Source organism: Desulfofundulus australicus DSM 11792, from assembly GCF_900129285.1.
GTDB lineage: Bacteria > Bacillota > Desulfotomaculia > Desulfotomaculales > Desulfovirgulaceae > Desulfofundulus > Desulfofundulus australicus.
Window position 1 is genome coordinate 1 of record NZ_FQUW01000021.1, and the last position, 24,798, is coordinate 24,798.

The window sequence follows — 24,798 nt, forward strand, 5'->3', positions numbered from 1 at the left end:
TGCTAACCGGCCATGCCTTGAAGGCACAACCAATCATGAAAATAGAAAGAAGTGATTACAACAGCCTGATTTTCTGCTACATTGGAATTATCAGGGACAAAGGTTGAGTACATTTTGATGGTATAACCTCGAGTGCTAACCTAACCTGATTGCCTTTGAGCACAGCCAATTGTCGCCCCTCGTTCTTAAGGACCTGGGAACAGCACGGGTGTTAAACTTCTTTCTTTCTCGGGCAATCATCCCTGAAATCCAATGAAGCAGGAGGAAGCTCATGCAAGACATTTTAGAAACCTGTTGTGGTCTGGACGTCCATAAAGATACTGTGGTTGCCTGCCTATTAAAAGGCAATATTGGCGAGGAACCGACAAAAACCATTCGTACCTTTTCCACCCTTCTTGCCGGACTTGATGAACTGAAAGCCTGGCTGGAAGCGGAGAACTGCCGCCATGTGGCCATGGAAAGCACCGGGATTTATTGGCAGCCTGTATATAACGTCCTGGAAGAAGCCTTTGATGGCAGTATGGTTTTGATTGTAGCCAACGCCCGGCACATGAAAAACGTTCCCGGTAAGAAGACCGATATGAAGGACGCTGAATGGATAGCCAACCTCTTACGCGCCGGATTGTTGGAAGGAAGTTTTATTCCCTCCAAACCTATCCGGGAACTCCGTAATCTAACCCGGTACCGCAAAAGTATTATCGAAGAGATTGCCTCGCAAAAGAACCGCATCGAAAAGCACTTACAAAGCTGCGGTTTCAAGCTCTCCACCTTTCTCACCGATATCTTCGGGGTATCAGGCCGGGCGATTATGGATCACCTTTGCCGTTACGGGAAGATAACCGCCCGGGAAGTAGAGACTTTGGTAAAGGGTCGTGCCAAGTGCAAGCTCCCGGAAATCAAGCAGGTTGTCAATGGTAAAATGGATGTTCACCAAAGGGAGTTCCTCAAACTTTTGCTGGGCTGGCTGGATCAGCACTACGAGCATCTTCGCCAGGTAGAACAAAAGCTGGAGGAAAAGCTTAATCAATACCAAAGACAACTGGAGCAACTGGACGGTATCCCGGGTATTGACAAAACCGCTGCCGCCGCTATTCTGGCGGAAATCGGCATCGATATGAGCCGCTTTAAAACTGCGGAACATGTCTGTTCCTGGGCGGGCTTAAGCCCCGGCAATAATGAAAGTGCAGGAAAAAAAAGTCCACTCGTACCACCCAAGGCAACACCTATCTAAAGCGGATTCTTTGCGAAGTTGCCTGGTCCATCACCCGGGTACGCGACAGCTATTTATCGTCCTGGTACTGGAAGGTCAAGCAACGCCGCGGAGCCAAGAAAGCCCTTATCGCTCTGGCCAGAAAGCTTCTGGTGATTATTTACAACTTATTAAAAAACGGTACAGACTACGACGAAACTGCATTTGAGAAAGCCAAACAAAAACAAGAAAGATTTCGGATCAAAAAAATTATTGCTGAGGCCCGGAAGCTGGGGCTCGAGGTAAGGGAAGTCGCCCAGGTCGGTTAACAGTTACACCCTCAAGAAGGATTAACCTGGCTGATGTAGGTTCATGCATCTGCTAGTTTATTATTGCCTTTTTACGCCCTACCTGGCAGGCTTATTTACTTGATGAAGATCGTTTGGTTGGGTTATTTTCGTGTTAAATGTTACCATATATTCTTCGGAAATGCAAATTTTAAGGTGCCCCTGCTGCCGGGGCACCTGTCAACCAATGCTGTGCTGGCGGAAAAATACTTTTTTAATTTGCTGCATCAGGCTGGCCTTTTTAACTTCGTAACGGGCCACCAGGGGCACGCGCAACAATTCCTGGCCATTCTTTTTCACGATACAGAAACCAAGCTGCTGTCCCTTTTTAACGGGAGCGGTTACAGAAGCAGGAAGTTCCAGGTGGGTGCTGAGACCACGGTCCTCCCCTTTTGGCGTTACTACCGTTACCTGCTCTCTGGCCACCACATCCACCCTGTCCACCACGCCCTTGCTCACCGGGATGGACTTTACCCTGGCGCCTGCAGGGTAAATATTCACCGCCTTGTAACGGGCAAAACCATATTTATAAAGCTTGATGGATTCCCGGAAATGACTTTTGGGCTCGGGTGTGCCCAGAACCACTACGATCAACCGCAGGCCGTCCCGTACCGCCGATGAGGCCAGGCAGTATTTGGCTTCATTGGTCCAGCCTGTTTTACCGGCATCCACACCTTCATACCACTTGAGAAGCTTGTTTGTGTTCCACAGCTTGAACTTCCCGCCCCGCAGGTCATATTCGTATATGGAGGATATCCGGCGGAAAAGGGGATATTTCAGGCACTCCCGCAAAATAACCGCCATATCATAGGCCGACGTATAATGTCCCGGGGCAGGCAGACCCGTACAATTGACAAAATGAGTATGTTTTAAGCCCAGTTCTTTCGCCCGCCGGTTCATGGCTTCCACAAAAGCCTCTTCGCTACCCAGGATGTGTTCGGCTACAGCCACACTGGCATCATTGGCGGACCCCACAGCCACCGCAATGAGCATTTCCTCCAGGCTGAATTCCTCTCCGGGCTCAAGGTAAATTTGCGAGCCGCCCATTTCCCACGCATTTTCACTGGCCACCACCCGATCCTTGAGGCTCACCTGACCCTGCTCCACCGCTTCTACGGCCAGAAGAAGGGTCATAATTTTGGTTACGCTGGCCATGGGCAATTCTTTATCCGGATTCCTGGACCATAAAACCCTTCCCGAGTGAGCCTCCATGAGCACCGCAGATTCAGCAGTGGTTTCCAGCCCGCCACTGGTTCCCTCTTCCTTCTCCTTTACCGCCCAGGCTGGCAGGGCGAGAACCATGAAAAACAAGCAGGCCAGCAAGGTGCAGAATATCCTCCGGGCAAACATTTCAATTTAAACCTCCCTACTTCTTTAGTTTCGGCTGGTAATCAGGGAATATTTCAGCTGCCGGGAGGGACTCCTGAAAATCATAGGCCATCCTGCTCAGCCGGGCTATATCGGCAAAACCCTCCCGGACATCCTTTACCCCGCTGGATAATACCACCAGAATATATGGCCGCTGGCAAAAGACTACCCCGCAGTCGTTGGCCACATTGTCCAGGTCTCCTTCCTTATGGGCCACCATAACATGATGGGGAAGAAGCCCGGGTAAGCCGACGTGAAAGGAGGGGTGAGCCAGGTCATCCAGCAGGCGCTGGCCCTCCCGCGGATGGCGCCGGGCAAAATCCAGGGTGGCCCTGACATAGGCGGCCAGGTCCCGGGCGGTGGTTAAATTTTTCCCTCCCGGATAAACCGTCCGGCCGCCCAGTTCTTTCATGTAGGCATAAAAATTCGGCCTGCCCACATGCCTGGCCAGCATGCGAAAAGCCACATTGTCACTGATGGTAATGGCCAGGTTGGTCAAGAGGCGGAGGGAATAGGTATCCCCGTCCCTGGCCTCGTAGCGCAACACCCCCGAGCCGTTTTCGTAGTCGGTGACTTTACGATAAGTTACCCGGTCGTACCAGTGCATTTTGCCCCGGACAACCTGCTCATTTATGTAAAGAGCCATGGGCAGTTTAACCGTGCTGGCTGCCACCATGGGTTTATCAGCATTTATACCGAAACTGGCCCCGGAAGCAAGGTCTTCAAAGTAAATGGCAAAGGTGGATTTTCTCGTTTGAATAAACTTTTCCATCTGCCTTTGCAAAGGTATATAATCCTTATCCTGCAACTTCTGCCGGGAAAAATCCCTGGTTTCCGGGTAACCCGCACCGACAGCGACGGCACCGGCCAGCAGGCATAAAAGGAACACCACCATTAAGAGACGGCTCATTCTAATCACGCTGTTTCACCTCCCCCTCGTCACCCCGGAAGTAATTAATCACACCCTTCAGAATTGCCCGGGCAGCCCGCTCCTGGTAACCGGGATCGGTCAGTTGCCGTGATTCATGCTCATGGCTTAAAAATCCGACCTCCACAATTACCGCCGGCATGCGGGAGTTACGGCAAACGTAAAAGTCTCCGGCAAGGGCCTGGCGTCCTGAATCCACCAGGCCCCTGTTTAACTCCACCTGGATGGCCTCAGCCAGTTTTTGTCCTTCCCGGGAACCTGTTTGGTAAAATACCTGGGCACCGTATTCATCGGCCTCGGAGAAATGATTCAAATGGATGCTGAGAAATAGATGCGCACCGCACCGGTTGGCCAGCTCCACCCGCCGGGCCAGGTCGTGGGTTTGAATTGCTTTCAGCCCCTTTTCTCCGGGTACCGGCCCTTTATCTCCCTCCCGGGTCAATACCACCCGGGCCCCGGCCTGCCGGAAAATCTTCGCCACCCGCTGGCCGATTTCCATGGCCACATCTTTTTCCACAATACCGTGACATCCCACTGCACCCGGATCGTCTCCACCATGTCCCGGATCAACAACGATTATCTTCCCGGCCAGTTCTCCGGTTGGTGGAGACGCCGCCGCGGGGAAGGCTGCCTGCATGGCCACAGTTAAAACAACTGCGGCCAGCACGATGCGGGCACAATGGCACAGGGTAAAGTGCAGCACGTTATTCCACCTCAACGCTTTCCCGGTTATTTATAGCCACCCGGCCTTTGTTCTCACTTAAGGTTTACAGTTCAAGTGAAATTTATAAGTCGCCCCGGGATCTAGTTTCTGACAAAAAGGTGGCTTTAAAAAAATTAAGGCCGCCCTGAAAAGGCGGCTTCCGGGACGTGCCCCGGTTTTAAAGTATCATTCTCAAAGGGTGTTACATACTCTATCTAATAAAAATGCAATGTTTTCCATATAAGGAGGATGCTGGATATGTCGGGCACAGAAAAAGAAACGGGGCAGGAACTAAAAGTAACGGCCGCTGATGCCACTACAATAACCCATACATCCGGCTTTTATCCCCCGCTCAGGCTGGCCCAGGCCTATGTACCTCCCCAGAGGTACGGCAGAACCTATTCCCCAGCCGAAGCTCTAGAAAAAGGGACTCTATTCCCGGAACTTTACAGCCCCTATCCTTATTGAAGTCAAATGGAAAGGAGGACAATAAGTGGATTCGAGGCAACTGCAACTGCTGCACGAAATTATGGCCCTGGAATTCACGGCTATAGAGCTCAATCTTTACCTGGACACCCATCCCGAAGAACAGGAACCTTTAAACGATTACAACCAGGTTACCGAGCGCCTCAACCAGTTAAAGGCCCATTACGAGCACCTGTATGGTCCCCTGGTATCCTATGGGTTCTCGCCCAGTGAATACCCATGGCGATGGATTGAAGAGCCGTGGCCCTGGGAAATTCAATTTTAGAAAGGACTGGAGAGGATGTGGATTTACGAAAAAAAGCTGGAATATCCGGTAAGGGTTTATAAAACCGACCTGCGCATGGCCAAATATCTAATGGCCCAGTACGGTGGCCCTGACAGCGAGCTATCCGCTGCCGTTCGATACTTAACCCAGCGCTATACCATGCCTACCCGAAAGGCCCGCGGCCTCCTCACAGATATAGGTACCGAAGAGATGGCCCACTGGGAAATCGTGGGCACCATGATTTACCGCCTGTTAAAAGGTGCCACACCGGAACAGCTGCGCCGGGAAGATCTGGGCGCCTATTTTGCCGAACATGACCGTGCAGTTTACCCGGTGGATGCCAGTGGAGTTCCGTGGACGGCTGCCTACGTTCAGGCCACCGGCGATCCGGTAACCGACCTGCATGAGAATATGGCAGCGGAACAAAAGGCCCGGACCACCTATGAGCATTTGATCCGCCTGACCGATGATCCCGGCGTAAAGGATACCCTGCGCTTCCTGCGGGAAAGGGAAGTGGTGCATTTCCAGCGTTTCGGTGAAGCACTGGTTGATGTTCAGGAGGAACTGACGCGGAAAAAGGTTTTCTAATCCCGCGCTGAACCCCTGCCCTGAGATTTCCGGTAGTCTTTTATGGCTTCATGCAGGGCGTTTGCCGCCAGGAAAGCACAATGGGCGCTTTCATCAGGCAGCCCTCCCAGAGCGTCCAGCACATCACGGGGGGTAATCTGCAAGGCTTCGGCCACAGTCTTATCCCTGGCCAGTTCGGTAACCATGCTTCCAGCGGCAATGGTGGTCCCGCAGCCATCAGTCCAGAATTTTATTTCGCTGATTGAATCGTCTTTAACCTTCAGCCAGATCTGAATTGTATCGCCGCAGACACCGGTAACACTGGCGTATCCATCTGCTTCCTCGATGCAGCCGACGTTTCTGGGATTATTTGCATGATCAATTACCACTTCGCTGAATTGCGACCATACTTCTTTCTGAAGTTCAGCAGCCAGTTTATCCAGTTCAAAGTCCATTTACAAAACCTCCCGGGATGTTTCTTGGCTGAATACTTGCGGCAAAGTTACCGGAACAGCGGTCGCCCACGCGGGCGACCGCTGTCATCCGTTTTAATGGCTTTACCATGGCATCGATTAAAGTATGAGGAGGGCTATAAAGCCTTGCTCAGATTGCTGGCAATCTTTTTATGTGCCCTGGTTTTACAGAGGAGCGACCTGGAGTGAGCGCTGCCGGGCCAGGCCGAAGCGACGGGATGAGGCGGGGCCGCGGACAGGACGTCCGCGGAGGCCACCTGAACACAGGATGTGTGAATGTGGCCTGTACCCGCCGAAGACCGGAGCTGAGGCCTTATGGCCCGGCCAGCGAAACGACCGGGAGCGACGAGTAAAACCAGGGCACATCCCCAAAGTACTTTGTCAACAATCTGGGGAGGGGTTTAAAAGCCTCCTTTATTTCTACCGTCCTTAGCTGCACCCCGGACCGTGGTGACAGTGACTGCCGTGACCGTGACCATGGTTGCATATAATCCCCTGGCTGACCAGTTCTCCCCGGGCATAAGCCCGGGCTACTTCTTCCACATCGCCGCTCGCACCGGTAATAACCCGAAGGCCATACTGCTGCAGCGCCTGGATGGCACGGGGGCCCACACCGCCGAGGATTAATACTTCAACCCCCTTGCTTTTAAACAACTCGGCCAGGCCCTCATGATTATGCTGCAGGGTAATAGTTGAGATCGTTTCCCGGCCTTTAATTTCCTGACCCGACATCTCGAAAATAACAAATTCTTCACTCCTGCCAAAATGCTGATTTACCCGACCACGATCGTTGGGGAGGGCAATTTTCATGCTCTTTCACGCTCCTTAGTTTTTTTATCCAGTGTTTTGTCCAGAAAATCAACCAGGTTCTCAAAGCCCTGCATGGAAGGTCCGTTGTAGTTTTCAATAAGCCCGGCATCCCCAAGCTCCGTTAATTTTGGATCTACGGGAAGGACGGCCAGTATCGGCAGGTCGTTTTTCCGCGCCGCCTCTTCCACGTGGCTCGAACCAAAAAGTTGAATTTTCTCGCCACAGTGGGGGCAGAGCAGGTAACTCATATTCTCCACCAGCCCCAGAATGGGTACGTTAATAAGACGCGCCATTTTTATAGCCTTTTTTACCACCATCATGGCCAGATCCTGGGGAGAAGAAACAATCAGCAGCCCGTCCAGCGGCAGGGATTGCATTACTGTCAGCGGTACATCCCCCGTACCCGGAGGCATGTCCACAATGAGGTAATCCAGCTCGCCCCAGGCCACGTCGGTCCAGAACTGTTTGACGGCGCTGGACAGGATTGGACCCCGCCAGATTACCGGGTCGTCTTCCTGGGGCAGCAGAAGGTTCAACGACATCAGCCGGATACCCGTTATTGTCCTTGCCGGCAAAATAAATTTATTGAATTGTTCCGGGCGGTCGATTACCCCGAAAAGCTTGGGTATACTCGGGCCGGTAATATCCGCATCCAGGATACCTACCCGGTTACCCTGCCGGGCAAGGGCAACAGCCAGAAGGGCGCTGACCGAAGACTTGCCCACGCCGCCTTTACCGCTTACAACCGCAACAACCCGTTTAATATCGCTGGCCTCGTTGAGGGGCAGTACGGAAGGCCCCGCACATTTTTCCGGGTTGCATTGTCCGGTATCCCTGTCCTTACAGGTACTGCATTTTTCATCATTTTCAGGCATAACTATCACCTCAATTCAGTAGAACTTTAAGCTGATCCCATAAGGCCAGAATTCCCTTTTCCATGGTTCTGGAACATTCCAGGATAACCGGCCGGCCTCTTTTAACTGCTTCCACTGCACTTTCATCGTAGGGCAGGTGCCCCACCACGGGAACCCGGCGCCGGTTGCAGAGCGATTCCACCGCCCGGGTATTCTCCGGCTCCAGGTCCCACTTATTTACGCATACAGCGGCCCGGCATCCAAAATGCTCAGCCAGATCCAGAACCCGTTCCAGGTCGTGCTTTCCGGAAAAAGTAGGTTCAGTTACCACCAGCACCAGATCCGTTCCCGAGAGGCAGGAAATTACCGGGCAGCCTATACCGGGCGGACCATCGGTTATAATTAATTCTTTTTTTTCTTCCTCAGCCAGGCGGCGGGCTTCTTTACGTACCGCCGCCACCAGTTTTCCCGAGTTATCCTCGGCTATACCCAGCCGGGCATGCACCAGGGGGCCATATCTGGTCTCGGAATGAAATAAATGCCCGGCCACGTGATCCACCATCTCTACGGCCCCGCAGGGGCAGGCGTGGTAACAAAGGGCACACCCTTCACAGAGAACGGGGTCCACCACAAACCCTGGCCTTATGGCATCATACCGGCACAAATGCAGGCAAAGGTTGCAACCCAGGCACTTTTCCTTGTTGATGGTAGCTTTCTTCAAGCCATAAAAAGGGGAAGCGGATTTGACCACGGGATCCAGCAGCAGGTACAGGTTTGCCGCATCCACATCACAGTCGGCCAGCACCTTACCGGGAGCCAGTACGGCCAGACTCCCGCAGACGGTAGTCTTGCCCGTGCCTCCCTTCCCGCTGAGCACCACCAGTTCGCGCACCGGTGCACCCCCCTTCCTCTATAAAAGAAAGCAGCGCTGCAAAGTATTCTTTCCACTCCGGGCGCACCTTGACCGCAGGAATGCCCCGGGCATAACCCCTGGCCACCTCCCGGTCATGGGGTAGCTGGAGCAGTAAAGGGAGGTTATTCTGCTGGCAGAACTGGCGTATGAGACGATCGTCGCCATCCGAACGGTTAACCACAACCCCACAGGGCACTCCCAGGCTGGCCACCATCTCACAGGCCAGCTCCAGATCGTGAAGTCCAAAAGGCGTAGGCTCGGTAACCAGCAGGCAAAAATCGGCACCTTTTACTGTCCGGATCACCGGACATGAAGTTCCCGGCGGCGCGTCAAGTATATTCAGCTCCCCCGGCCGGCACCGCTCCTTAACTGCTTCGATAAGGGGAGGGCTGATTGCCTCGCCCACATTCAACCGGCCCCGGACAAAGCCGATCCCCTCACTTGAACCTTCCTCTACCAGTCCTATTTCCCGCCACCCGGGGGAAATAGCCCCGGCCGGACAGAGATGCCAGCACCCCCCGCAACCGTGACACATGGTGGGGAAAAGCAGAACCTCCTGCGGAAGAACCACCAGGGCATGAAAGGCACAAATTTCGGCACACCTGCCGCAGAAAGTGCATTTCTCCTGGTTAATTTCCGGTACCGGAACCCGTACGGCTTCTTTTTTTTCCCAGCGCGGCTTGAGCATAATATGACCGTTGGGTTCTTCCACATCGCAGTCGAGAAATATGACCTTCCCTTTTTCCGCGGCTACCAGGGCCAGGCTGCTGGCCAAAGTAGTTTTACCCGTACCCCCTTTACCGCTGGCTACGGCAACAAGCATAACACTAGCTCCTTCCTCTACGACTATGACGGGGAGAGTTCGGCTGGCTAAGGAGCTTCAAATGTCCCTGCCGGTAAGCCTCAACGCTCTGGCTTACCGTACCGCTAATTCCTTCGTAGACCTGGATGCCAGCCCTGGCCAGCACTTCCATGGCATTGGGACCGATCCGGTCTACGAGAACTGCTTTGACCCCGGCGTTGACCAGCAACTGAGCCGTCTGAATACCGGCGCCACCCCCGGAATGGCACCCCGTATTCGGCAGCCCTTCCCAATCCCCGCTGTCCACGTCCACCACGACAAAATACGGACAGCGGCCAAAGCGCTGATCCACCGGGGAATTTATATGGCTTTCCCGGGCACAAACAGCTACTTTCATGGGCTCCCTCCTTATGAACTATAGTCCATAACTATTCTATTCCTGTTATAGACAAATGTCAACTACGATTTAAAAAATATCCCCGGCATCCATATAGGAAGGCCGGGGATTTAATAATGCGACTTCCTGGGGATAACCGCTAACCGGTTCTGGTTTTAGCGATAGCATCATTTAAGTTGCTTCGTACCTGCCTGAGGCCGGAAAGCTGAATCAAGATTACTCCAGCCAGGATAAAGACACAGCCCAGGACCTGCCAGGGAGTTAATTTCTCGCCGAGCAGCAGGTAGGCCAGTATACCGGCAATTACCGGTTCGAGGGTGCTGGTCAGGTTTGTCTTGATGGGGCTCAAGTAACTCAACCCTTTAAAATAAAAGCCAAAGGGCAGGATAGAAGCAAAAAGGGCAATGTAAATAAAAAAGAGCCATTCCCGCCAGGAGTAGTGAGCCAGGGTAAGCCATGGTAGGCGGTAAAAGCTGAATACCACGCTGCCCACGCCAAAACCGTAGAGCAATAACGTCCAGGGGGAATAACTGGCCAGGCCCTTTTTACCGTAAAGGGTATAAAAAGCAAAAGTGGCGGCGGAAGCAAGCCCGGCAGTAAGGCCGGGAATATTTACTGCCAGCCCGGCACCGGGATTGCCCTTAACCATCAGAAAACCACCCAGGACAGAAAAAAAGAGAGCAGAACCGCTGGGTAAAGTTAATTTTTCCTGACCCCGTATAAGCCCGTAACCCAAAACCAGTACCGGAGCCAGGTACTGCAGGAAAATAGCCGTGGCCACATTGGTCTGGCTGATGGCCAGGAGATAGGTGGACTGGACGGCAGTTACGCCGAAGGTACCGAAAATGATCATGTAAGCTACGTCCTCTTTCCTGATCAGAATAAGAGAACGGTGGACCACGACCAGGTAAAAAAGAAGAAATACAAAAGATAAGAACAGCCGCATCTGCACTACATCCAGGGGATCAACCTGCTGGTTAAATAAATATTTGGCCACATTACCGGAAAGGCCCCATAAAAAAGCGGCCATAACCACGAAAAAAAAGCCCCTCCACTGATCCTTCAAGGAATCTCCACTCCTTTTTGCAAACTACTGGTTGATATCCGTATCATTATCCCCATAGCCAATTACACTGTAAACCAGTTCCCTTGCCGGAGGGGCAACGGTACTGAGATGAAAAGCCCCGGCAACCAGCTGCCGGACCAGGGCCAGATTCTCCCGGCTGTTAATATGCAGGGTAGCCAGGGCATCCCCCCTGCCAACCCGGTCCCCTACCTTTTTATGCACTACCACCCCCACAGCCGGATCGATGGTGTCTTCCCTGGTTTTGCGACCTGCCCCCAGGAGCATGGCAGCCCGGCCAATCATTTCGGCATGGATGGCCTCCACAAACCCATTTTCCTGTGCGGCTACCTGCTCCTTTTGCAAGGCTTCCGGTAAACGATCCGGTTCATCCACCACCCGCGGATCGCCTCCCTGAGCCTGCACCATTTCCCGGAATTTAGCCAGAGCATGCCCTCGCTCGAGCAAACCGGTCAGCAGCTTTATGCCATCCTCGACCCGGGATGTCACACCGGCCAGAACGAGCATGTGGCTCCCCAGTAAAAGACACAGCTCCCGTAAATCGGATGGTCCCCGGCCGGACAGGGTTTCAATGGCTTCCCGCACTTCCAGTGCATTGCCGGCAGCAAAACCAAGGGGCTGCTCCATATCGCTTATTAGAGCCACTACCTTTTTACCCGCCAGGCGACCGATGGCTACCATGGTCCGGGCCAGGGCTGAAGCGTCCTCCACAGACCGCATAAAAGCCCCGTTTCCCGTCTTCACATCCAGGACGATAGCATCTGCCCCGGCCGCAATTTTTTTACTCATCACGCTGGAGGCAATCAGGGGAATACTGTCCACCGTTGCCGTCACATCCCGCAAAGCGTATAGCTTCTTGTCTGCCGGCACCAGGTTGCCCGTTTGAGCCACTATGGCCACGCCAATCTCCCTCACCTGGCGTATGAAATCATCCGGGGAAAGATTCACCTTAAACCCGGGAATAGATTCCAGCTTATCCACGGTTCCCCCCGTATGACCCAGCCCCCGGCCGGACATTTTGGCCACGGGCACCCCCGCAGCGGCTACCAGCGGAGCCAGCACCAGGGTAGTTTTATCCCCTACACCGCCGGTACTGTGTTTATCCACCTTGCAACCGGGAATTCCTGAGAGGTCTACCTGATCGCCCGACCCGGCCATGGCCACGGTAAGGTCAGCCGTCTCCCGGAAATTCAGACCCTGAAAGAAAATAGCCATTAACAACGCCGCAGCCTGGTAATCGGGTATCTCCCCGGCTGTATACCCCCGGATAAAAAAATTGATTTCTTCCGTGGATAATTCCAATCCCTGGCGTTTTTTCAGGATTATATCGTACATGCGCATGATTTTCACCTCAGAATAATTTTCCTGACGGTGCCGGTGCTACCGGATAACCACTTCCCGGACGAAACTGGTTCCCCGGGGATAGGAAAGCCCGAAAAACTCGGCCACGGAGGCCGCCACGTCGCTGAAAGTGCTCCGGGTTCCCAGATTCACTCCCGGTTCAACCAGGGGGCCGTAAACCAGAAGGGGTACATATTCCCGGCTGTGATCCGTACTGCTGGTGGTGGGATCGCAGCCGTGATCGGCGGTAATAATCAAAACTTCATCGGGCCTGACCGCACTTAAAATTTCCGGAAGCCGCCGGTCAAAGGCCTCCAGGGCCGCGGCATACCCCCGGGGATTGTTGCGGTGACCGTACAACATATCAAAATCTACCAGGTTGGTAAAAATCAGCCCTCGTTCCAGGCGCCGCATACAGGCAATGGTCCGGTCAACCCCGTCCATATTATCTTTAGTATGTATTGCTTCGGTAATGCCCCGGCCCGCAAAGATATCCTCAATTTTGCCCACGGCCAGGACGGAAAAGCCATTTTGGGTAAGCAAATCGAGAACGGTTGGTGCCGGCGGGGGAAGGGAAAAATCCCGCCGCCTGTCGGTCCGTTTAAAAGCACCGGGTTTTCCCACAAAGGGCCGGGCTATAACCCGGCCCACGGCATGGGGACCGGTGAGCAACTCCCTGGCCACCCGGCACATCCCGTATAATTCATTCACCGGAATAACTTCCTCGTGGGCGGCAATCTGAAAGACACTGTCGGCAGAAGTATAAACTATGGGATACCCGGTTTTGATATGCTCCTCTCCCAGTTCTTCAATGATGGCTGTACCCGAAGCCGCCCTGTTGCCCAGAACGGGCCGGCCAATGCGTTTCTCGAAGGGCTCAATTATTTCCGGGGGAAAGCCGTGGGGATAAACGGGAAAGGGCCGCTCCAACAATAAGCCGGCAATTTCCCAGTGACCGGTAGTGGTATCCTTGCCCGCCGAAGCCTCGGCCATCCGCCCGTAAGCAGCCAGGGGCTGCTTCACCGGCGGAACTCCTTCAATTGCCAGGATATTTCCCAGGCCCAGGCGGCCCAGGTTGGGCAGGTTGAGCCCACCTACCGCCCGGGCAGTATTGGCCAGAGTGTTGCTTCCTTTATCTCCATATTTTTCGGCATCGGGAAGTTCTCCGATACCCACACTATCAAGAACAATGAGGGTAAGCCGGTTGATGATGGCCTGCAAATGAACCAGCTCCTTTTATTTCTGCTGCCGTTGCGCCCGGGGATGGGCGCGATCGTAAATCTCCCGCAACCTGGTACGGGTTAAATGGGTGTATATTTGCGTGGTGGCAATATCAGCGTGACCGAGAAGTTCCTGAACCGACCGCAGATCGGCACCGTTTTCCAGCAGATGGGTGGCAAAGGAATGTCGTAAAGTATGGGGAGTGATAACCTTGGTGATGCGTCCCTGGCGGGCATACTTCTTGATTATTTTCCAGAAACCCTGACGGGTGAGGCGGTGCCCCTGCTGGTTGATAAAAAGGGCCGGGGTACTGCGGCCCCTGGTTAGTTTTGCCCTGGCCCGTTTGAGGTATTCGGATACATAAAAGGCAGCTACGGAACCCAGGGGTATTATGCGTTCTTTGGAACCCTTGCCAAAACAGCGCACGAAACCATGCTCCAGATTAACATCGGCCAGATCCAGGGAGATCAGCTCGCTTACCCGCAGGCCGGTGGCATAGAGCAATTCCAGCATGGCCTTATCCCTCAGACCGGCAGCCGAGGAGGTACGGGGCTGCGCCAGGAGCCTGTCTACCTCTTCCGGAGTTAAAACCCTCGGCAGCCGCTGGGCCAGGCGGGGCGATTCCAGATTGGCGGTAGGATCGGCGGATATCACCCCTTCCTGCACCAGAAAACGGTAAAATGACTTTAAGGCCGCCAGGTGCCGGGATACAGTTGAGGGAGCCCGCCCGTCTTTTTTCAACTTGAGCAGGTATGCCATCACGGCACCGCGACCTTCCTTCAGGGGATCCAGCTGCTGGGCCTGGCAGAACAACCAGTACTGGTTTAAATCGAACCGGTAAGAACTGGTAGTGTTGCGAGCCAGCCCCTTTTCCACCGCCAGATAATGGATGAAGGCACCAACCAGATCTTCCAAAGCCTATCGCTCCCGTATAAACTTTTATTCCTTGTTATTTCCACGACTGGTCCTTTAATCCTTCTTGTTTCCCAAACAAAAAGGACTCTGGCTTAAAACCAGAGTTCCTGTGGACGGTATCCAAACATCAGCACATCACGAGCATGAAGGTAAGCATACCCTGCACCAGCCCACCGGCCGCGGAATTCTCTAAAGGTGGGTACGGTGAGTGCATTAAAGCCAGAATGAAGAGCATAATCAGGAGCAGCACTGCCAGCAGGCCCAGAGAGATTTTTTGATCCATAAATGATCCCTTCCCCCGCACCGGTTCTAAAAAGTTCGTTCACATCCCTATAGACGTTTACGGAAGGGGGAAGGTTCCCGGAATATTTAAAAGCATTAAATTTTTATCAGTTCGTATTCACGGGTTCCCAGACCAATTTCTTCCCCGTAGGTTAGCTGGCGCTCCCAGGCTGCCCGGGGCCACAGGGCACGGAAAACATCCTGCACCTCCCGCCCCTCCAAACGGGAGCCGGGCAAAATCTTCTCCCCGTTAACCAGATCGGCACAGGCCTGATCCAGGGCCACCGGATCCAGTGAAGCCAGGATACCGATATCCCGCACAATGGGTGCATCGGTCCAGCTTACGCAGTCACATTCAGGCGATACATTGGTTACGAAGTTGATGAAGCCGGCTTTCCCCTTTTTATTTTGCAGCACCCCGGCAGCATATTCCACAATTTTTTCCTGGATTGCCTCCGGCTCCGTCTTCCAGTTAATGTCTATGGCTTCTACAGGGCAGGTAACCGTACATTCCCCGCAGCCAATACACTTTTCATGATCGATAACCGCCTTTTTAGTTTTCCCGGACAGGGTAATGGCCCCTGCCGGACACCAGCGGGTACACCTGGCACAACCCTCACACTTTTCAGGGTTCACATCGGGCAGGACATCTGAATGCATCATCTGCTTTCCGCTGCGCGCACCCGACCCCATCCCGATATTTTTGAGAGCACCGCCGAAACCGGTCAGTTCATGACACTTGAAATGACTCACCACCAGAAGGGCATCCGCATGAACAAGGGCACTGCCAATTTTTACTTCTTTAAAATGCTTTAAATTAACCGGCACGTTAATGTAATCCTTACCCGTCAACCCATCGGCAATGACCAGGGGGGCTCCGACCACGGCATAGGCAAAACCGTTCTCAATGGCTGTTTGCAGGTGATCCACCGCATTTGAACGGCTGCCCACATACAGGGTGTTGGCATCGGTAAGAAAGGGCTTCCCCCCCAGCTCTTTAACCCTGTCCACCAGGCGGCGGATAAACTGGGGCCGTATATATCCCGTATTGCCCCGCTCACCGAAATGAATTTTAAAGGCCACCAGATCCCTGGGGGCAATAAGCTTTTCCATGCCTGCCTGCCGGAAAAGCTTCTCCACCTTGTCCAGGAGATTTTCCTTCTGTTTGGCCCGCATATCGGCAAAGAAAACCTTGGCTGGCAAAAATAAATCCCTCCACTAGAACAATTTGTTAATAAAATCCAGCGGCACTTTCTGGAACTCGGGCAAAACACCGCCGTCGCATAAAATACTTTTCTCCAAAAGAAAACCAATTCCTTTCTTCTATTTTTTAAAATTTTAAGCAGGTATCAACGACCATGTTTTCCCCGGTAATATTCCTGCAGATAATCAAACAGCCGGTCCATAAACGTGCCCCGGCCTGCATCAATGGGACCGAATGTGGGATTGTAAACGGAAGTACCGGGGGAAGTGGACCGGGGCTGGTCCAGCGCACCCCCCGACCTTATCAGGCTGTAAATATGCCCGCAGAGTACGGCAAGGATGGCCAGGACTACCAGCATACGCAGGCAGAACATAATTTTGCGCTTCAACGATTTTAGAAATATAATAACCATCATCTTTCCGGTTCCCCTCCCTCGCCTTCTTTAATTCAGGATCCCGGCAACCATCCTGGCCAGCCAGGGGGTTAGAAAAGCTTCTACCAGTCCCGCTCCTACCGCCACGGCAAGAGCCACCATCATCACGGCCGTATAACGGGCGAAGGAACCCCAGATCCTGCTCCAGGTACTGGTGGGACGGGGAAAGAGCACAACGGCAAAAGAAAGAGAAGCTACCGTAGCCACAAACAGGGCGGGCAGGTAAAGCACGTGCTGCGGGATTATACAGGCCAGAACCAGGAGCAACCCGCTCCAGGCCAGGTGATAATTGAGATAGGCGATGGTAAAACCCAGGGCAAAACCTTTTAAAAAAATAAGAGCAAGAATAACCGGAATGCCGATAAACGTCAAGCCCAAAAGATACAGAACGGCCACGGCGAGCATCTTGCCGTACATGGCCTCCCAGGCTACCCGGCCCGCTTCCAGATTTAGATTCCGGGCCTCTTTAATAAATGTATCTATGTAATCGTGAAGTTCCTGGAGCTGTTCCGGGGAAAGGAAGTTGAGGTTCAGGGCACCACAAACCAGACCCAGAAGAAAAAAAATTAATACCAGCAGGCAAAGGGGCCAGTTGCTGCGCAGGGAATGGCGGAAAACATCGAACAAAACTCCCCCTCCCTTCAAACCTGTCCATGCTCATATATATGGCAGGAAAAGGGAGTATATGATTGGGGAAGGGGAAAATTAAAAAAGCTCGAGGATAAGGTCATAAATGTAGCGGGCAGCAAGCAGGTCCTCCACTGAATTGCTGCTGGCGGCAACCACGGCAACACCCCGACCCAGGCTTCTGGCGGCTGCTACGGTGCGCCTGGCAGCTGCCATCGCCGGATCCCTGCCTTTCTTGTGACGTGTCCGGGCCACCGTTCCCGCCATTACAGCCGGCGCCCCGGCCGTTAATGCAGCGTCAAAGGCTACTCCCCCCGAGCCGGTGGCTGCCACCACCACCTTTCCTTTGAAGTCAGCCAGTTCAGCAACAGCGGCACCCAGATTGGGTATTACAGCCTCAAGCCTGGCACCGGCGGCAGCAATGCCACCGAGAACCTTTTTAACGGCCCCCCGGCGGCGCTCCTCGGGCCCGGTGCGCGGCTCGGCTATCACCACCACACCGGTATTCAGCTCCCGGGCCTTCTCTCCTGCCAGCCGGCCTACCCCCAGGGGATCAACGGGAACCGGGGGGACAGCTGCATCCGGGCTGGCTCCCAGAACCGCCGCCGCACCCTCATCCAGCGCTGCTTCCAGGCTGGTGGACATGTCAATAACATCCACCACCAGGACCACCAGGCCCTGTTTTCCGGCCCAGGCAGCTCCACTGGCGTTAGCGGTAAGGATTACTACGGGTACCAAGATCTCACCTCGAGCTGTGTTATACCATTAAATACCCGGGCATATATTTAAACTCAACAGTACCCTGTTACAGGATACTGTTGCCGGGCCAGAAAACCAGAAGGGCGGCTGTCCCGCCGGGCCGGACGTGAAACCGCAACGCCGCAGTTCAGCCGGCCCCGGCACAGAACGATGAAGGGAAGCCGCCCCGAGGCAGTCAGAAGGAGGCAAAGCCGGTGCAAATTTTTTTCAGCAAACAGGGTTTTGTGCTGGTGGGTAAGGTAAGAATGATTACTGCCATACTCCGGGAATACGCCGCACACCACACCAGCTTACGGGACTTCCTCAGGGCTTCCCTGCATTGAGGCGGCATTTTTTAAAAACAGTCCGGCGGCATAAGCCCCCGCTGCCCCCGCGGCAAGGAAGAATTCCGGGTCCTTATCCATATCCCGTCCCATGGTGGTAACGTTGATCCCGTAACTCCGCAGGGCTTCCCGGGTGGGGTTTTCTTCCACAACGACCACCCGGTGCCTGTCCAGGATACCGCTCTCCCGGAGCTGCCGCCACACCAGGGCGCGCTTTTCATCCCCCAGGACAGGCAGGGGAACGGTACAGGGAACGAGGGCCACCCGGCCCAGGGCGGTCCTGGTATGGTGGCTCAATCCCCGGTGGCGTTCACGGCTGTCGGCAAAACTGAGGCGTGGCGCCGCTACCGGCTGTCCTTTCAGGATATGTACGGCATTGACCAGCTCCCCCTGTTCCAGCCCGGTAAAGCCAAAAGTGGAAGATGTGCCGGTAATACCGGGACCCATGGCCGCAATAATAATATCCGCCCGGGCTACACTCCGGGCAGCCAGCAAACCGCTGTATACCGTAACGGCTTCATAATCGCCGCCAAAAGCGTGGCCGCAGGTCACAGTAGCCGCCAGGAGCTGTTTTTCCTTCAGTTGAAATACCAGGCGGCTCAAAGGAAGGGGCAGGGCACCTCCATCGGTCATTACATAGACCACCCGGGCCCTGCCACGGGTGAGCCAGTGAATTACCGCCGCTGCCGGAGCAATCATGCTGTGCAGGGAAGCTATAACCACCGGAATACCGTCCAGGGAATCGGCCGCCCTGAAGCTGCTGCTTCCGGGATGATCTTCCTCTTCCACAGCCAGCACTTTAACCTGGGAGGGGGTATAGCGGGCTTTCATAATATGTCCCCGCGGGGAAACATCACGTACCGGGCTGGTCAGGTTGGCCATAACAAAATGGGTACCTCCGGTACCCAGCTTTTTATAGACAGCGGTGGTATTAAGCACCACCATATCCCCCGGTTTTACCGGACCGGTGAGGAGGTCATAATTGATGGCCCGCTCTTCCTTACCTTCCACCCTGACCAGGATTTCCGTCAGACCCGGCCGCCTGTCCTGAATTGCTAAAACTTCCCCCGTACGTATGCGGATCATTTTCCTCCCGCCCCTGTAGCTATGCCGTCATCATCCGGATGATTTCCAGGAGATAACGGGCATTGGTAGCCAGATCCTCCACCCGGATGAATTCCTCGGTGGTATGAACCTTTTGCATGGCAATTCCCAGGTTGACACAGGTTATGCCCCGGGAATTCAAAATGTTGGCGTCACTGCCCCCGCCGGTCTTAATAAGCTGCGGGACCAGGCCCAGCCTTTCCGCCGCTTTTTTCGCCAGCACAACGGCAGGATGGGATTCATCCAGTTTGAACTCGGGGTAAAGGGTGGTGGTGGTTATCTCCACCCGGGCATGAAATTGGGCCGCTGTTTTTTCGAGGACCTCCACCATGGCCGCCGTTTGGGCACGGCACTTGCCCCCGTCCAGGCTCCTGGTTTCCCCTTCCAGGCGGCAGTAAGCGGGAACAATGTTGGTGGCCTTGCCCCCGGAGATTACCCCGATGTTGGCCGTGGTTTCTTCATCTATACGCCCCAGTTGCATGCGAGACACGGCATGGGCGGCCACCGCAATAGCGTTAATTCCATCCTCCGGATTAATCCCCGCATGGGCTGCCCGGCCATGGATAACCGCCTCGATCTTATCCTGGGTGGGAGCCTGCACCACTATGGTTCCCGCCGGTCCGCTGGAATCCAGAACATAGCCCATCGAGGAACGCAACCGGCCGGTATCCAGGTGTTTGGCCCCTAAAAGGCCCACCTCTTCCCCGATGGTAAACACCACTTCCAGCCCGCCGTGGGCAAGCTCTTGCTCCACGATAACCCGGAGCACCTCTAAAATGGCCGCTATGCCGGCCTTGTCATCGCCCCCCAGGATGGTATTCCCGGCCGAACGGACAATCCCGTTCTCCACCACCGGCTTAATGCCCCGGCCCGGTTCCACAGTATCCATGTGCGCTACCAGCAAAAGGGGGCGTTCCGGACCCCGGGCCGGCAGGGTGGCAATCAGGTTACCGGCTTCTCCTCCCGTTTCGGCCCCGGCCCGGTCCTCTTCTACTTCCAGCCCCAGTTCTTGCAAACGGGCCGCCAGCAGGTCCGCCATTGCCCTTTCCTGCCCGCTGACACTGTCCACCTGAACCAGTTCGAGGAACTCGGCCAGGATCCTGTCCCGATTAACCATCAGTACCCCTCCATAATTGATTTCGCCAGCAGCCACTTACCCCGCCCGGACGGCGGTTGAACGCCGGACCAGGGCGGCACCCGTTTCCAGCGCCCGGCGGTTGAGGGGAATAAGCTTGTGCCGGTGCGCGGGTAGAACTTCCCGCAGCGATTTTTCCACCGCGTCCAGGGAAACAACTCCCGTCAGTTCCAGCAATGCTCCCAGAATAACGTTGCCGGCAACCCTGGCATCGCCCAGCTCTTCGGCCAGTTCATTGGCCGGTATATAATATACCCGGATATCCTTACGGGTAGCCTTGATATCAATAAGGGAGCTGTTGACCAGAAGCAATCCCCCGGGAACCACACTTTCCTCAAATTTCTCCAGGGAAGGGCGGTTCATCACAATTAGAGAAGTGGGTTCGCTAACCACCGGAGAACTGATGGGTGAATCGGAAATGGTCACGCCGCAATTGGCCGTCCCGCCCCGCATCTCAGGACCGTAGGAGGGTATCCAGGATACGTGCTTACCTTCCAGCATGCCGGCATAAGCCAGGAGCTGTCCTGTAGATAGGACCCCCTGTCCTCCGAAGCCGGCAATTAAAATCGCCTCATACATTTTAACCAACCTCCGCAGGTTTCTTGTATTCTCCCAGGGGATAGTAGGGAATCATATTTTCAGCCAGCCATTTCAAGGCCTCCGCCGGGGATAATCCCCAGTTAGTGGGGCATGCAGAGAGAACCTCGACCAGGGAAAAGCCAAGGCCGGCCAGTTGCACTTCGAAGGCCCGTTTGATGGCCTTTCTGGCCTTGATCACATGGGCCGGATCATGGACGGAAACCCTGGCCACGTAGGCCGTACCATCCAGCACGCTGAGCATTTCCGATATCTTTACCGGGTAGCCGTTGATATCCTTATCCCGGCCGTAAGGAGTGGTGGTGGTCTTCTGGCCCAGCAATGTGGTGGGAGCCATCTGGCCCCCCGTCATGGCATAAATGGCGTTATTAATAAAAATTACTGTAAATTTCTCTCCCCGGGCCGCAGCATGAACGATCTCCCCCGTTCCGATAGCCGCCAGGTCACCATCTCCCTGATAGGTGAAGACCACCCGGTCGGGCAGGACCCGCTTGATTCCCGTGGCTACGGCCGGGGCACGGCCGTGGGAAGCCTGGAACATATCGCAATCAAAGTAATTATAAGCAAAGACCGAACATCCCACCGGAGCCACACCTATGGTACGGTCAAAAATCTCCAGCTCATCAATTACCTCGGCCACCAGGCGGTGGACAATACCATGGGTGCATCCGGGACAGTAATGGGTGGGGATATCCTTCAACGACCGGGGCCTGGTAAAAACTTTTTTCATCAATTGCCTTCCCCCCCATACAGTTTTTTCACTTCCTGAACCACATCTGCCGCCACGGGAAGCATACCGCCGCAGCGACCGTAGAAATGTACCGGGTGACGGCCATTTACGGCCAGGCGCACATCCTCCACCATCTGCCCCAGGCTCATTTCCACAACCAGGAAGCTGTCCACTTTCCCCATCAGCGGTTCGAATGCCTTCTGGGGATAGGGCCACAGGGTAATGGGCCGGATGAGCCCGACCGCCAGACCCTCTTCCCGGCAACGGTCCACCACCGCTTTACAGATGCGGGCAACAGTTCCAAAGGCCACCAGCACCAGTCTTGCCCCATCCAGACGGTATTCCTCCCAGCGCTGTTCCTTACTGGCAATCAAGGCGTATTTCCGGGCCAGTTTCAGGTTATGCTGCTCCAGCTCTTCAGGAACAATATACAGGGAATTAATTAATTTTTTTTCTCCTCCCATCCGCCCGGTGGCCGCCCATGGCCGGGGGGGAATTTGAACATCTTCTTCCTCTCCCAGCTCCACCGGCTCCATCATCTGTCCCAGGATGCCGTCACCTGCTACCATCACCGGATTGCGGTACCGGTCCGCCAGGTCAAAGGCCAGTCGCATCAAATCAATGATCTCCTGCACCGAAGCGGGGGCCAGAACTATCACCCGGTAATCCCCGTGACCACCGCCCCTGGTGGCCTGAAAGTAATCCGATTGGGCAGGAGCAATATTGCCCAGGCCCGGGCCACCCCGGATCATGTTTACAATAACACAGGGCAATTCTGCCCCGGCCAGGTAGGAAATGCCTTCCTGCATCAAGCTGATACCGGGGCCGGATGAAGAGGTCATTACCCGGGCACCCGCCCCGGCAGCCCCATAGACCATATTAATGGCAGCCGTTTCACTTTCCGACTGCAGGTAAACCCCACCCACCTCCGGCAGGCGTTTGGCCAGATAATGGGGCAGTTCACTCTGGGGTGTAATGGGATAACCGAAAAAATAGCGGCAGCCTGCCCTGACCGCACCCTCCCCGATAGCTTCGTTTCCTTTCATCAGAACCTTAGCCAACGCGGGCCACCTCCCTTTCCACCTCAATCACCAGATCAGGGCACATGCGAGCGCAGGTGGCACACCCGGTGCATTTGCTCTGATCCTTAACAGTAGCCGGGTGAAACCCCATGCCGTTGATATGTTCGGCCAGGGCTATGATACCCTTCGGGCAAAAAATAACACAAAGTCCGCATCCCTTACAGCGTTCTTCCCTAAATGTAACCCGTGCGCTAGCCAAAGATCTCCCTCCTAATGCCTTACATCTCCTGCCACGGAGCCTGCATGAAAAGATTTAATGCAAACACAGGAAATCCGGGTGGAAGGTGAGCCCGCAGCTTCTCCACCAAATCCCGGCGCGCCGCCACCATAACCACCGGCAGGTTTAAAAGGCGGGCCGCATCCTGCACCACCTGGTGCCCTTCCAGGATGGTCTGCCAGCCAGTAGCTGCCCCCAGATTGGTATTACTCACCAGCCCCGTCACCTGCAGGCGGCAGGCTTTTTCGATACTTTTCAGCATTTTGATAATATCGTCCTTACTCCTGGTAAAAGGGCGGCAGGCGTTAACCACCAGCCACAGGTGGTAATCATCGGGAGGCAGCAGGGGCCCGAATCTCCCCAGAACAGTTGCCCCCACATCATCACCACCCACGTCAAAAACCCCGTACCGGGCCGGATCCTCCAGTACCCCAAGGATGTCCGGAGGTAGAGCCGGTAAATCTGCCCTCATCCACTCACCCCGGGGGCAAATTACAGTTAAACCCAGTTGCTCCAGTTTTTCCTTTATCAGACGGGTACGAAAATAAGGGTTTACCACATCAAGGTCGACTATGGATGCGGGTAAACCCCGTTCCTTCAGGGAAAGGGCAAAATTAATGGCCAGTTCGGTCTTTCCGCTCCCCAGGTGGCCGGTGAAAATGGTTATTCTCTTCATCTCCGCGCCCATCAGGGACCACCCCATGCAAAACAATTCGACAGCAATAACGTTTCTCCTACCCCCTGTAACAAAAAATGCTCACCCCCGCTTACTCCCGGTCACTGCCCCACCGGTCCAGGCGATCCAGCAGCGGGCTGCGGGCTATGAGGGCGGTGAGAGAATATTTTTCGGCCACCACATGCAGTACAATGAGCAGCCCCAGATAAACCAGCTTAACACCGTCCGGCAATACCCATATTGCCGTAAGCCCCAGAGCGGCACCCAGGGCGTTTGCTCCCGTATCCCCCATCATTGCCCTGGCCTTCAAATCCACGGTGAGATAGGCCATTACGCTGCCCGCCAGTGCGCCCAGGAATGCCAGTGACCACTGTCCCCAGCCAGCGGCAAACAGGAGGATGGAACCCAGAAGAAAACCCTTTCCCGCCCGGCCGGGACGCAAATCCAGCAGGTTGATGGTATTTACGGACAGGGCCAGGGTTAAAGCATTAACCGGTACCCAGGCCAGGGGACCGGTTGCTGTGGCCAGAAAAAGGCTTACCCCTCCACCGGCCAGGGCCTTGAGGGCTCCGGTGGTCAGCCTTCCCTGCAGGAGGTTGCGCAGGTGTCCTTTCAAACCGCTGTCCCTGCGGGAGCCCCACACATCATCCACCAGCCCCAGGCAGGTGAAGGCAGCCAGGGCCAGGGAAAAAGCCAGGGCGGAAAACTGGAGCTGACCCGGCAAAAACGGGTAGAGAATCACTATACAAGCCACGGTGGCCAGGGAAAAAACCAGGCCCACACCCAGGGGAATAACCTCACCCCTGAAATTCGGGCGTACAAAACCCGCTTCCACAATCATCCCCATCAGCCCCGGCAGGAAAAGACGGGTGAACATGGCTCCCAGAAAAATGGTAATAACCAGGGCAGCCGGAAATGAAAAAGCCGTGATCTGCAAGGGCATAAAAACACCTCGCGCCATGAACC

At 54.7% G+C, this 24,798-nt stretch carries 29 protein-coding genes and 1 pseudogene; 4 read left to right on the plus strand and 26 right to left on the minus strand.

Annotated features, from left to right (window positions below):
- Nucleotides 1–271: 271 nt before the first annotated feature.
- Nucleotides 272–1,518: pseudogene (locus tag BUB44_RS09090) on the plus strand (IS110 family RNA-guided transposase).
- Between the two features lie 198 nt (nucleotides 1,519–1,716).
- Here BUB44_RS09090 and BUB44_RS09100 read toward each other — a convergent pair.
- Genes BUB44_RS09100 through BUB44_RS09110 form a run of 3 tightly spaced genes read right to left on the minus strand, consistent with a single transcriptional unit; the run spans nucleotide 1,717 to nucleotide 4,535 of the window.
- On the minus strand, nucleotides 1,717–2,886 hold the full coding sequence (locus tag BUB44_RS09100) for a D-alanyl-D-alanine carboxypeptidase family protein (RefSeq protein WP_073165437.1): 1,170 nt from the start codon (nucleotides 2,884–2,886) through the stop codon (nucleotides 1,717–1,719).
- A gap of 16 nt (nucleotides 2,887–2,902) precedes the next feature.
- Nucleotides 2,903–3,814, minus strand: a complete 912-nt coding sequence (locus BUB44_RS09105) for a serine hydrolase (RefSeq protein ID WP_242655927.1) — start codon at nucleotides 3,812–3,814, stop codon at nucleotides 2,903–2,905.
- Between the two features lies 1 nt (nucleotide 3,815).
- Nucleotides 3,816–4,535 (minus strand): N-acetylmuramoyl-L-alanine amidase family protein, encoded by a 720-nt coding sequence (locus tag BUB44_RS09110; RefSeq protein ID WP_083543177.1) that lies wholly within the window; start codon nucleotides 4,533–4,535, stop codon nucleotides 3,816–3,818.
- 258 nt (nucleotides 4,536–4,793) lie between these two features.
- On the opposite strand from BUB44_RS09110, the gene BUB44_RS09115 reads away from it, so the two are divergent.
- The 3 genes from BUB44_RS09115 to BUB44_RS09125 are packed head-to-tail and all read left to right on the plus strand — an operon-like array spanning nucleotide 4,794 to nucleotide 5,874.
- Nucleotides 4,794–5,003 (plus strand): spore coat associated protein CotJA, encoded by a 210-nt coding sequence (locus BUB44_RS09115; RefSeq protein WP_083543178.1) that lies wholly within the window; start codon nucleotides 4,794–4,796, stop codon nucleotides 5,001–5,003.
- Nucleotides 5,004–5,028: 25 nt separating this feature from the next.
- A complete protein-coding gene (locus BUB44_RS09120; protein WP_073165446.1) occupies nucleotides 5,029–5,286 on the plus strand; it encodes a spore coat protein CotJB in 258 nt (85 codons plus the stop codon).
- Nucleotides 5,287–5,301: 15 nt separating this feature from the next.
- The gene (locus BUB44_RS09125; RefSeq protein ID WP_027356009.1) at nucleotides 5,302–5,874 is read left to right on the plus strand and encodes a manganese catalase family protein; all 573 of its coding nucleotides are present in this window, start codon (nucleotides 5,302–5,304) and stop codon (nucleotides 5,872–5,874) included.
- Here BUB44_RS09125 and BUB44_RS09130 read toward each other — a convergent pair.
- From BUB44_RS09130 to BUB44_RS09235, 23 genes are all read right to left on the minus strand, one after another.
- On the minus strand, nucleotides 5,871–6,308 hold the full coding sequence (locus BUB44_RS09130) for an iron-sulfur cluster assembly scaffold protein (RefSeq protein WP_027356010.1): 438 nt from the start codon (nucleotides 6,306–6,308) through the stop codon (nucleotides 5,871–5,873). The genes BUB44_RS09125 and BUB44_RS09130 overlap by 4 nt on opposite strands.
- A gap of 447 nt (nucleotides 6,309–6,755) precedes the next feature.
- Nucleotides 6,756–7,136: a NifB/NifX family molybdenum-iron cluster-binding protein gene (locus BUB44_RS09135; RefSeq protein WP_073165449.1), complete on the minus strand. Its 381-nt coding sequence runs from the start codon at nucleotides 7,134–7,136 to the stop codon at nucleotides 6,756–6,758.
- A complete protein-coding gene (locus BUB44_RS09140) occupies nucleotides 7,133–8,011 on the minus strand; it encodes an Mrp/NBP35 family ATP-binding protein (protein WP_073165452.1) in 879 nt (292 codons plus the stop codon). The genes BUB44_RS09135 and BUB44_RS09140 overlap by 4 nt, the downstream gene beginning before the upstream one ends.
- Before the next feature lie 10 nt (nucleotides 8,012–8,021).
- Complete coding sequence (locus BUB44_RS09145) at nucleotides 8,022–8,882, minus strand: ATP-binding protein (protein ID WP_073165454.1); 861 nt, start codon at nucleotides 8,880–8,882, stop codon at nucleotides 8,022–8,024.
- Nucleotides 8,797–9,726, minus strand: a complete 930-nt coding sequence (locus BUB44_RS09150; RefSeq protein WP_083543179.1) for a nucleotide-binding protein — start codon at nucleotides 9,724–9,726, stop codon at nucleotides 8,797–8,799. Before BUB44_RS09150 ends, BUB44_RS09145 begins: the two co-directional genes overlap by 86 nt.
- Nucleotides 9,727–9,730: 4 nt before the next feature.
- Nucleotides 9,731–10,102 carry a NifB/NifX family molybdenum-iron cluster-binding protein gene (locus tag BUB44_RS09155; protein WP_027356014.1) on the minus strand — a complete coding sequence of 124 codons (372 nt, stop codon included), beginning with the start codon at nucleotides 10,100–10,102 and terminating at the stop codon, nucleotides 9,731–9,733.
- Between the two features lie 139 nt (nucleotides 10,103–10,241).
- The gene (locus BUB44_RS09160; RefSeq protein WP_073165457.1) at nucleotides 10,242–11,168 is read right to left on the minus strand and encodes a DMT family transporter; all 927 of its coding nucleotides are present in this window, start codon (nucleotides 11,166–11,168) and stop codon (nucleotides 10,242–10,244) included.
- Between the two features lie 24 nt (nucleotides 11,169–11,192).
- Nucleotides 11,193–12,527 (minus strand): pyrimidine-nucleoside phosphorylase, encoded by a 1,335-nt coding sequence (locus BUB44_RS09165; protein WP_073165460.1) that lies wholly within the window; start codon nucleotides 12,525–12,527, stop codon nucleotides 11,193–11,195.
- Nucleotides 12,528–12,566: 39 nt separating this feature from the next.
- A complete protein-coding gene (locus tag BUB44_RS09170) occupies nucleotides 12,567–13,748 on the minus strand; it encodes a phosphopentomutase (RefSeq protein WP_073165463.1) in 1,182 nt (393 codons plus the stop codon).
- A gap of 15 nt (nucleotides 13,749–13,763) precedes the next feature.
- Nucleotides 13,764–14,663 (minus strand): site-specific tyrosine recombinase XerD, encoded by a 900-nt coding sequence (gene xerD, locus BUB44_RS09175; protein WP_073165466.1) that lies wholly within the window; start codon nucleotides 14,661–14,663, stop codon nucleotides 13,764–13,766.
- A gap of 127 nt (nucleotides 14,664–14,790) precedes the next feature.
- On the minus strand, nucleotides 14,791–14,946 hold the full coding sequence (locus tag BUB44_RS15405) for a hypothetical protein (RefSeq protein WP_165611032.1): 156 nt from the start codon (nucleotides 14,944–14,946) through the stop codon (nucleotides 14,791–14,793).
- A 95-nt stretch (nucleotides 14,947–15,041) separates the two neighbouring features.
- Nucleotides 15,042–16,148 carry a DUF362 domain-containing protein gene (locus BUB44_RS09180; protein WP_073165469.1) on the minus strand — a complete coding sequence of 369 codons (1,107 nt, stop codon included), beginning with the start codon at nucleotides 16,146–16,148 and terminating at the stop codon, nucleotides 15,042–15,044.
- A 146-nt stretch (nucleotides 16,149–16,294) separates the two neighbouring features.
- On the minus strand, nucleotides 16,295–16,564 hold the full coding sequence (locus BUB44_RS09185; protein WP_073165472.1) for a hypothetical protein: 270 nt from the start codon (nucleotides 16,562–16,564) through the stop codon (nucleotides 16,295–16,297).
- A gap of 27 nt (nucleotides 16,565–16,591) precedes the next feature.
- Nucleotides 16,592–17,209 carry a stage II sporulation protein M gene (spoIIM, locus tag BUB44_RS09190; protein WP_027356021.1) on the minus strand — a complete coding sequence of 206 codons (618 nt, stop codon included), beginning with the start codon at nucleotides 17,207–17,209 and terminating at the stop codon, nucleotides 16,592–16,594.
- 78 nt (nucleotides 17,210–17,287) lie between these two features.
- Nucleotides 17,288–17,947, minus strand: coding sequence for a hypothetical protein (locus BUB44_RS09195; protein WP_034634493.1), 660 nt, complete (start codon nucleotides 17,945–17,947; stop codon nucleotides 17,288–17,290).
- A gap of 311 nt (nucleotides 17,948–18,258) precedes the next feature.
- Nucleotides 18,259–19,377, minus strand: a complete 1,119-nt coding sequence (locus BUB44_RS09200; protein ID WP_073165474.1) for a DUF3866 family protein — start codon at nucleotides 19,375–19,377, stop codon at nucleotides 18,259–18,261.
- 19 nt (nucleotides 19,378–19,396) lie between these two features.
- A complete protein-coding gene (locus BUB44_RS09205) occupies nucleotides 19,397–20,512 on the minus strand; it encodes a M20/M25/M40 family metallo-hydrolase (protein ID WP_027356024.1) in 1,116 nt (371 codons plus the stop codon).
- A 36-nt stretch (nucleotides 20,513–20,548) separates the two neighbouring features.
- Nucleotides 20,549–21,109, minus strand: a complete 561-nt coding sequence (locus BUB44_RS09210; RefSeq protein ID WP_027356025.1) for a 2-oxoacid:acceptor oxidoreductase family protein — start codon at nucleotides 21,107–21,109, stop codon at nucleotides 20,549–20,551.
- A gap of 1 nt (nucleotide 21,110) precedes the next feature.
- Nucleotides 21,111–21,857, minus strand: coding sequence for a thiamine pyrophosphate-dependent enzyme (locus BUB44_RS09215; protein ID WP_027356026.1), 747 nt, complete (start codon nucleotides 21,855–21,857; stop codon nucleotides 21,111–21,113).
- Nucleotides 21,857–22,918, minus strand: a complete 1,062-nt coding sequence (locus BUB44_RS09220) for a 3-methyl-2-oxobutanoate dehydrogenase subunit VorB (RefSeq protein WP_073165477.1) — start codon at nucleotides 22,916–22,918, stop codon at nucleotides 21,857–21,859. The genes BUB44_RS09215 and BUB44_RS09220 overlap by 1 nt, the downstream gene beginning before the upstream one ends.
- The gene (locus BUB44_RS09225) at nucleotides 22,911–23,138 is read right to left on the minus strand and encodes a 4Fe-4S binding protein (RefSeq protein WP_073165480.1); all 228 of its coding nucleotides are present in this window, start codon (nucleotides 23,136–23,138) and stop codon (nucleotides 22,911–22,913) included. Before BUB44_RS09225 ends, BUB44_RS09220 begins: the two co-directional genes overlap by 8 nt.
- A gap of 19 nt (nucleotides 23,139–23,157) precedes the next feature.
- A complete protein-coding gene (locus tag BUB44_RS09230) occupies nucleotides 23,158–23,844 on the minus strand; it encodes a hypothetical protein (RefSeq protein ID WP_073165541.1) in 687 nt (228 codons plus the stop codon).
- Nucleotides 23,845–23,923: 79 nt separating this feature from the next.
- Complete coding sequence (locus BUB44_RS09235) at nucleotides 23,924–24,775, minus strand: MraY family glycosyltransferase (protein WP_073165483.1); 852 nt, start codon at nucleotides 24,773–24,775, stop codon at nucleotides 23,924–23,926.
- Nucleotides 24,776–24,798 lie beyond the last annotated feature (23 nt).

What these genes read in the sequence shown, in the direction of transcription:
- BUB44_RS09100 (WP_073165437.1), bottom strand. Translation starts at nt 2,886, where the DNA reads ATGTTTGCCCGGAGGATATTCTGCACCTTGCTGGCCTGCTTGTTTTTC.
- BUB44_RS09105 (WP_242655927.1), bottom strand. Translation starts at nt 3,814, where the DNA reads ATGAGCCGTCTCTTAATGGTGGTGTTCCTTTTATGCCTGCTGGCCGGT.
- BUB44_RS09115 (WP_083543178.1), top strand. Translation starts at nt 4,794, where the DNA reads ATGTCGGGCACAGAAAAAGAAACGGGGCAGGAACTAAAAGTAACGGCC.
- BUB44_RS09125 (WP_027356009.1), top strand. Translation starts at nt 5,302, where the DNA reads ATGTGGATTTACGAAAAAAAGCTGGAATATCCGGTAAGGGTTTATAAA.
- BUB44_RS09130 (WP_027356010.1), bottom strand. Translation starts at nt 6,308, where the DNA reads ATGGACTTTGAACTGGATAAACTGGCTGCTGAACTTCAGAAAGAAGTA.
- BUB44_RS09135 (WP_073165449.1), bottom strand. Translation starts at nt 7,136, where the DNA reads ATGAAAATTGCCCTCCCCAACGATCGTGGTCGGGTAAATCAGCATTTT.
- BUB44_RS09140 (WP_073165452.1), bottom strand. Translation starts at nt 8,011, where the DNA reads ATGCCTGAAAATGATGAAAAATGCAGTACCTGTAAGGACAGGGATACC.
- BUB44_RS09150 (WP_083543179.1), bottom strand. Translation starts at nt 9,726, where the DNA reads ATGCTTGTTGCCGTAGCCAGCGGTAAAGGGGGTACGGGTAAAACTACT.
- BUB44_RS09155 (WP_027356014.1), bottom strand. Translation starts at nt 10,102, where the DNA reads ATGAAAGTAGCTGTTTGTGCCCGGGAAAGCCATATAAATTCCCCGGTG.
- BUB44_RS09165 (WP_073165460.1), bottom strand. Translation starts at nt 12,527, where the DNA reads ATGCGCATGTACGATATAATCCTGAAAAAACGCCAGGGATTGGAATTA.
- BUB44_RS15405 (WP_165611032.1), bottom strand. Translation starts at nt 14,946, where the DNA reads ATGGATCAAAAAATCTCTCTGGGCCTGCTGGCAGTGCTGCTCCTGATT.
- BUB44_RS09185 (WP_073165472.1), bottom strand. Translation starts at nt 16,564, where the DNA reads ATGATGGTTATTATATTTCTAAAATCGTTGAAGCGCAAAATTATGTTC.
- BUB44_RS09200 (WP_073165474.1), bottom strand. Translation starts at nt 19,377, where the DNA reads ATGATCCGCATACGTACGGGGGAAGTTTTAGCAATTCAGGACAGGCGG.
- BUB44_RS09205 (WP_027356024.1), bottom strand. Translation starts at nt 20,512, where the DNA reads ATGGTTAATCGGGACAGGATCCTGGCCGAGTTCCTCGAACTGGTTCAG.
- BUB44_RS09210 (WP_027356025.1), bottom strand. Translation starts at nt 21,109, where the DNA reads ATGTATGAGGCGATTTTAATTGCCGGCTTCGGAGGACAGGGGGTCCTA.
- BUB44_RS09215 (WP_027356026.1), bottom strand. Translation starts at nt 21,857, where the DNA reads ATGAAAAAAGTTTTTACCAGGCCCCGGTCGTTGAAGGATATCCCCACC.
- BUB44_RS09230 (WP_073165541.1), bottom strand. Translation starts at nt 23,844, where the DNA reads ATGGGCGCGGAGATGAAGAGAATAACCATTTTCACCGGCCACCTGGGG.
- BUB44_RS09235 (WP_073165483.1), bottom strand. Translation starts at nt 24,775, where the DNA reads ATGCCCTTGCAGATCACGGCTTTTTCATTTCCGGCTGCCCTGGTTATT.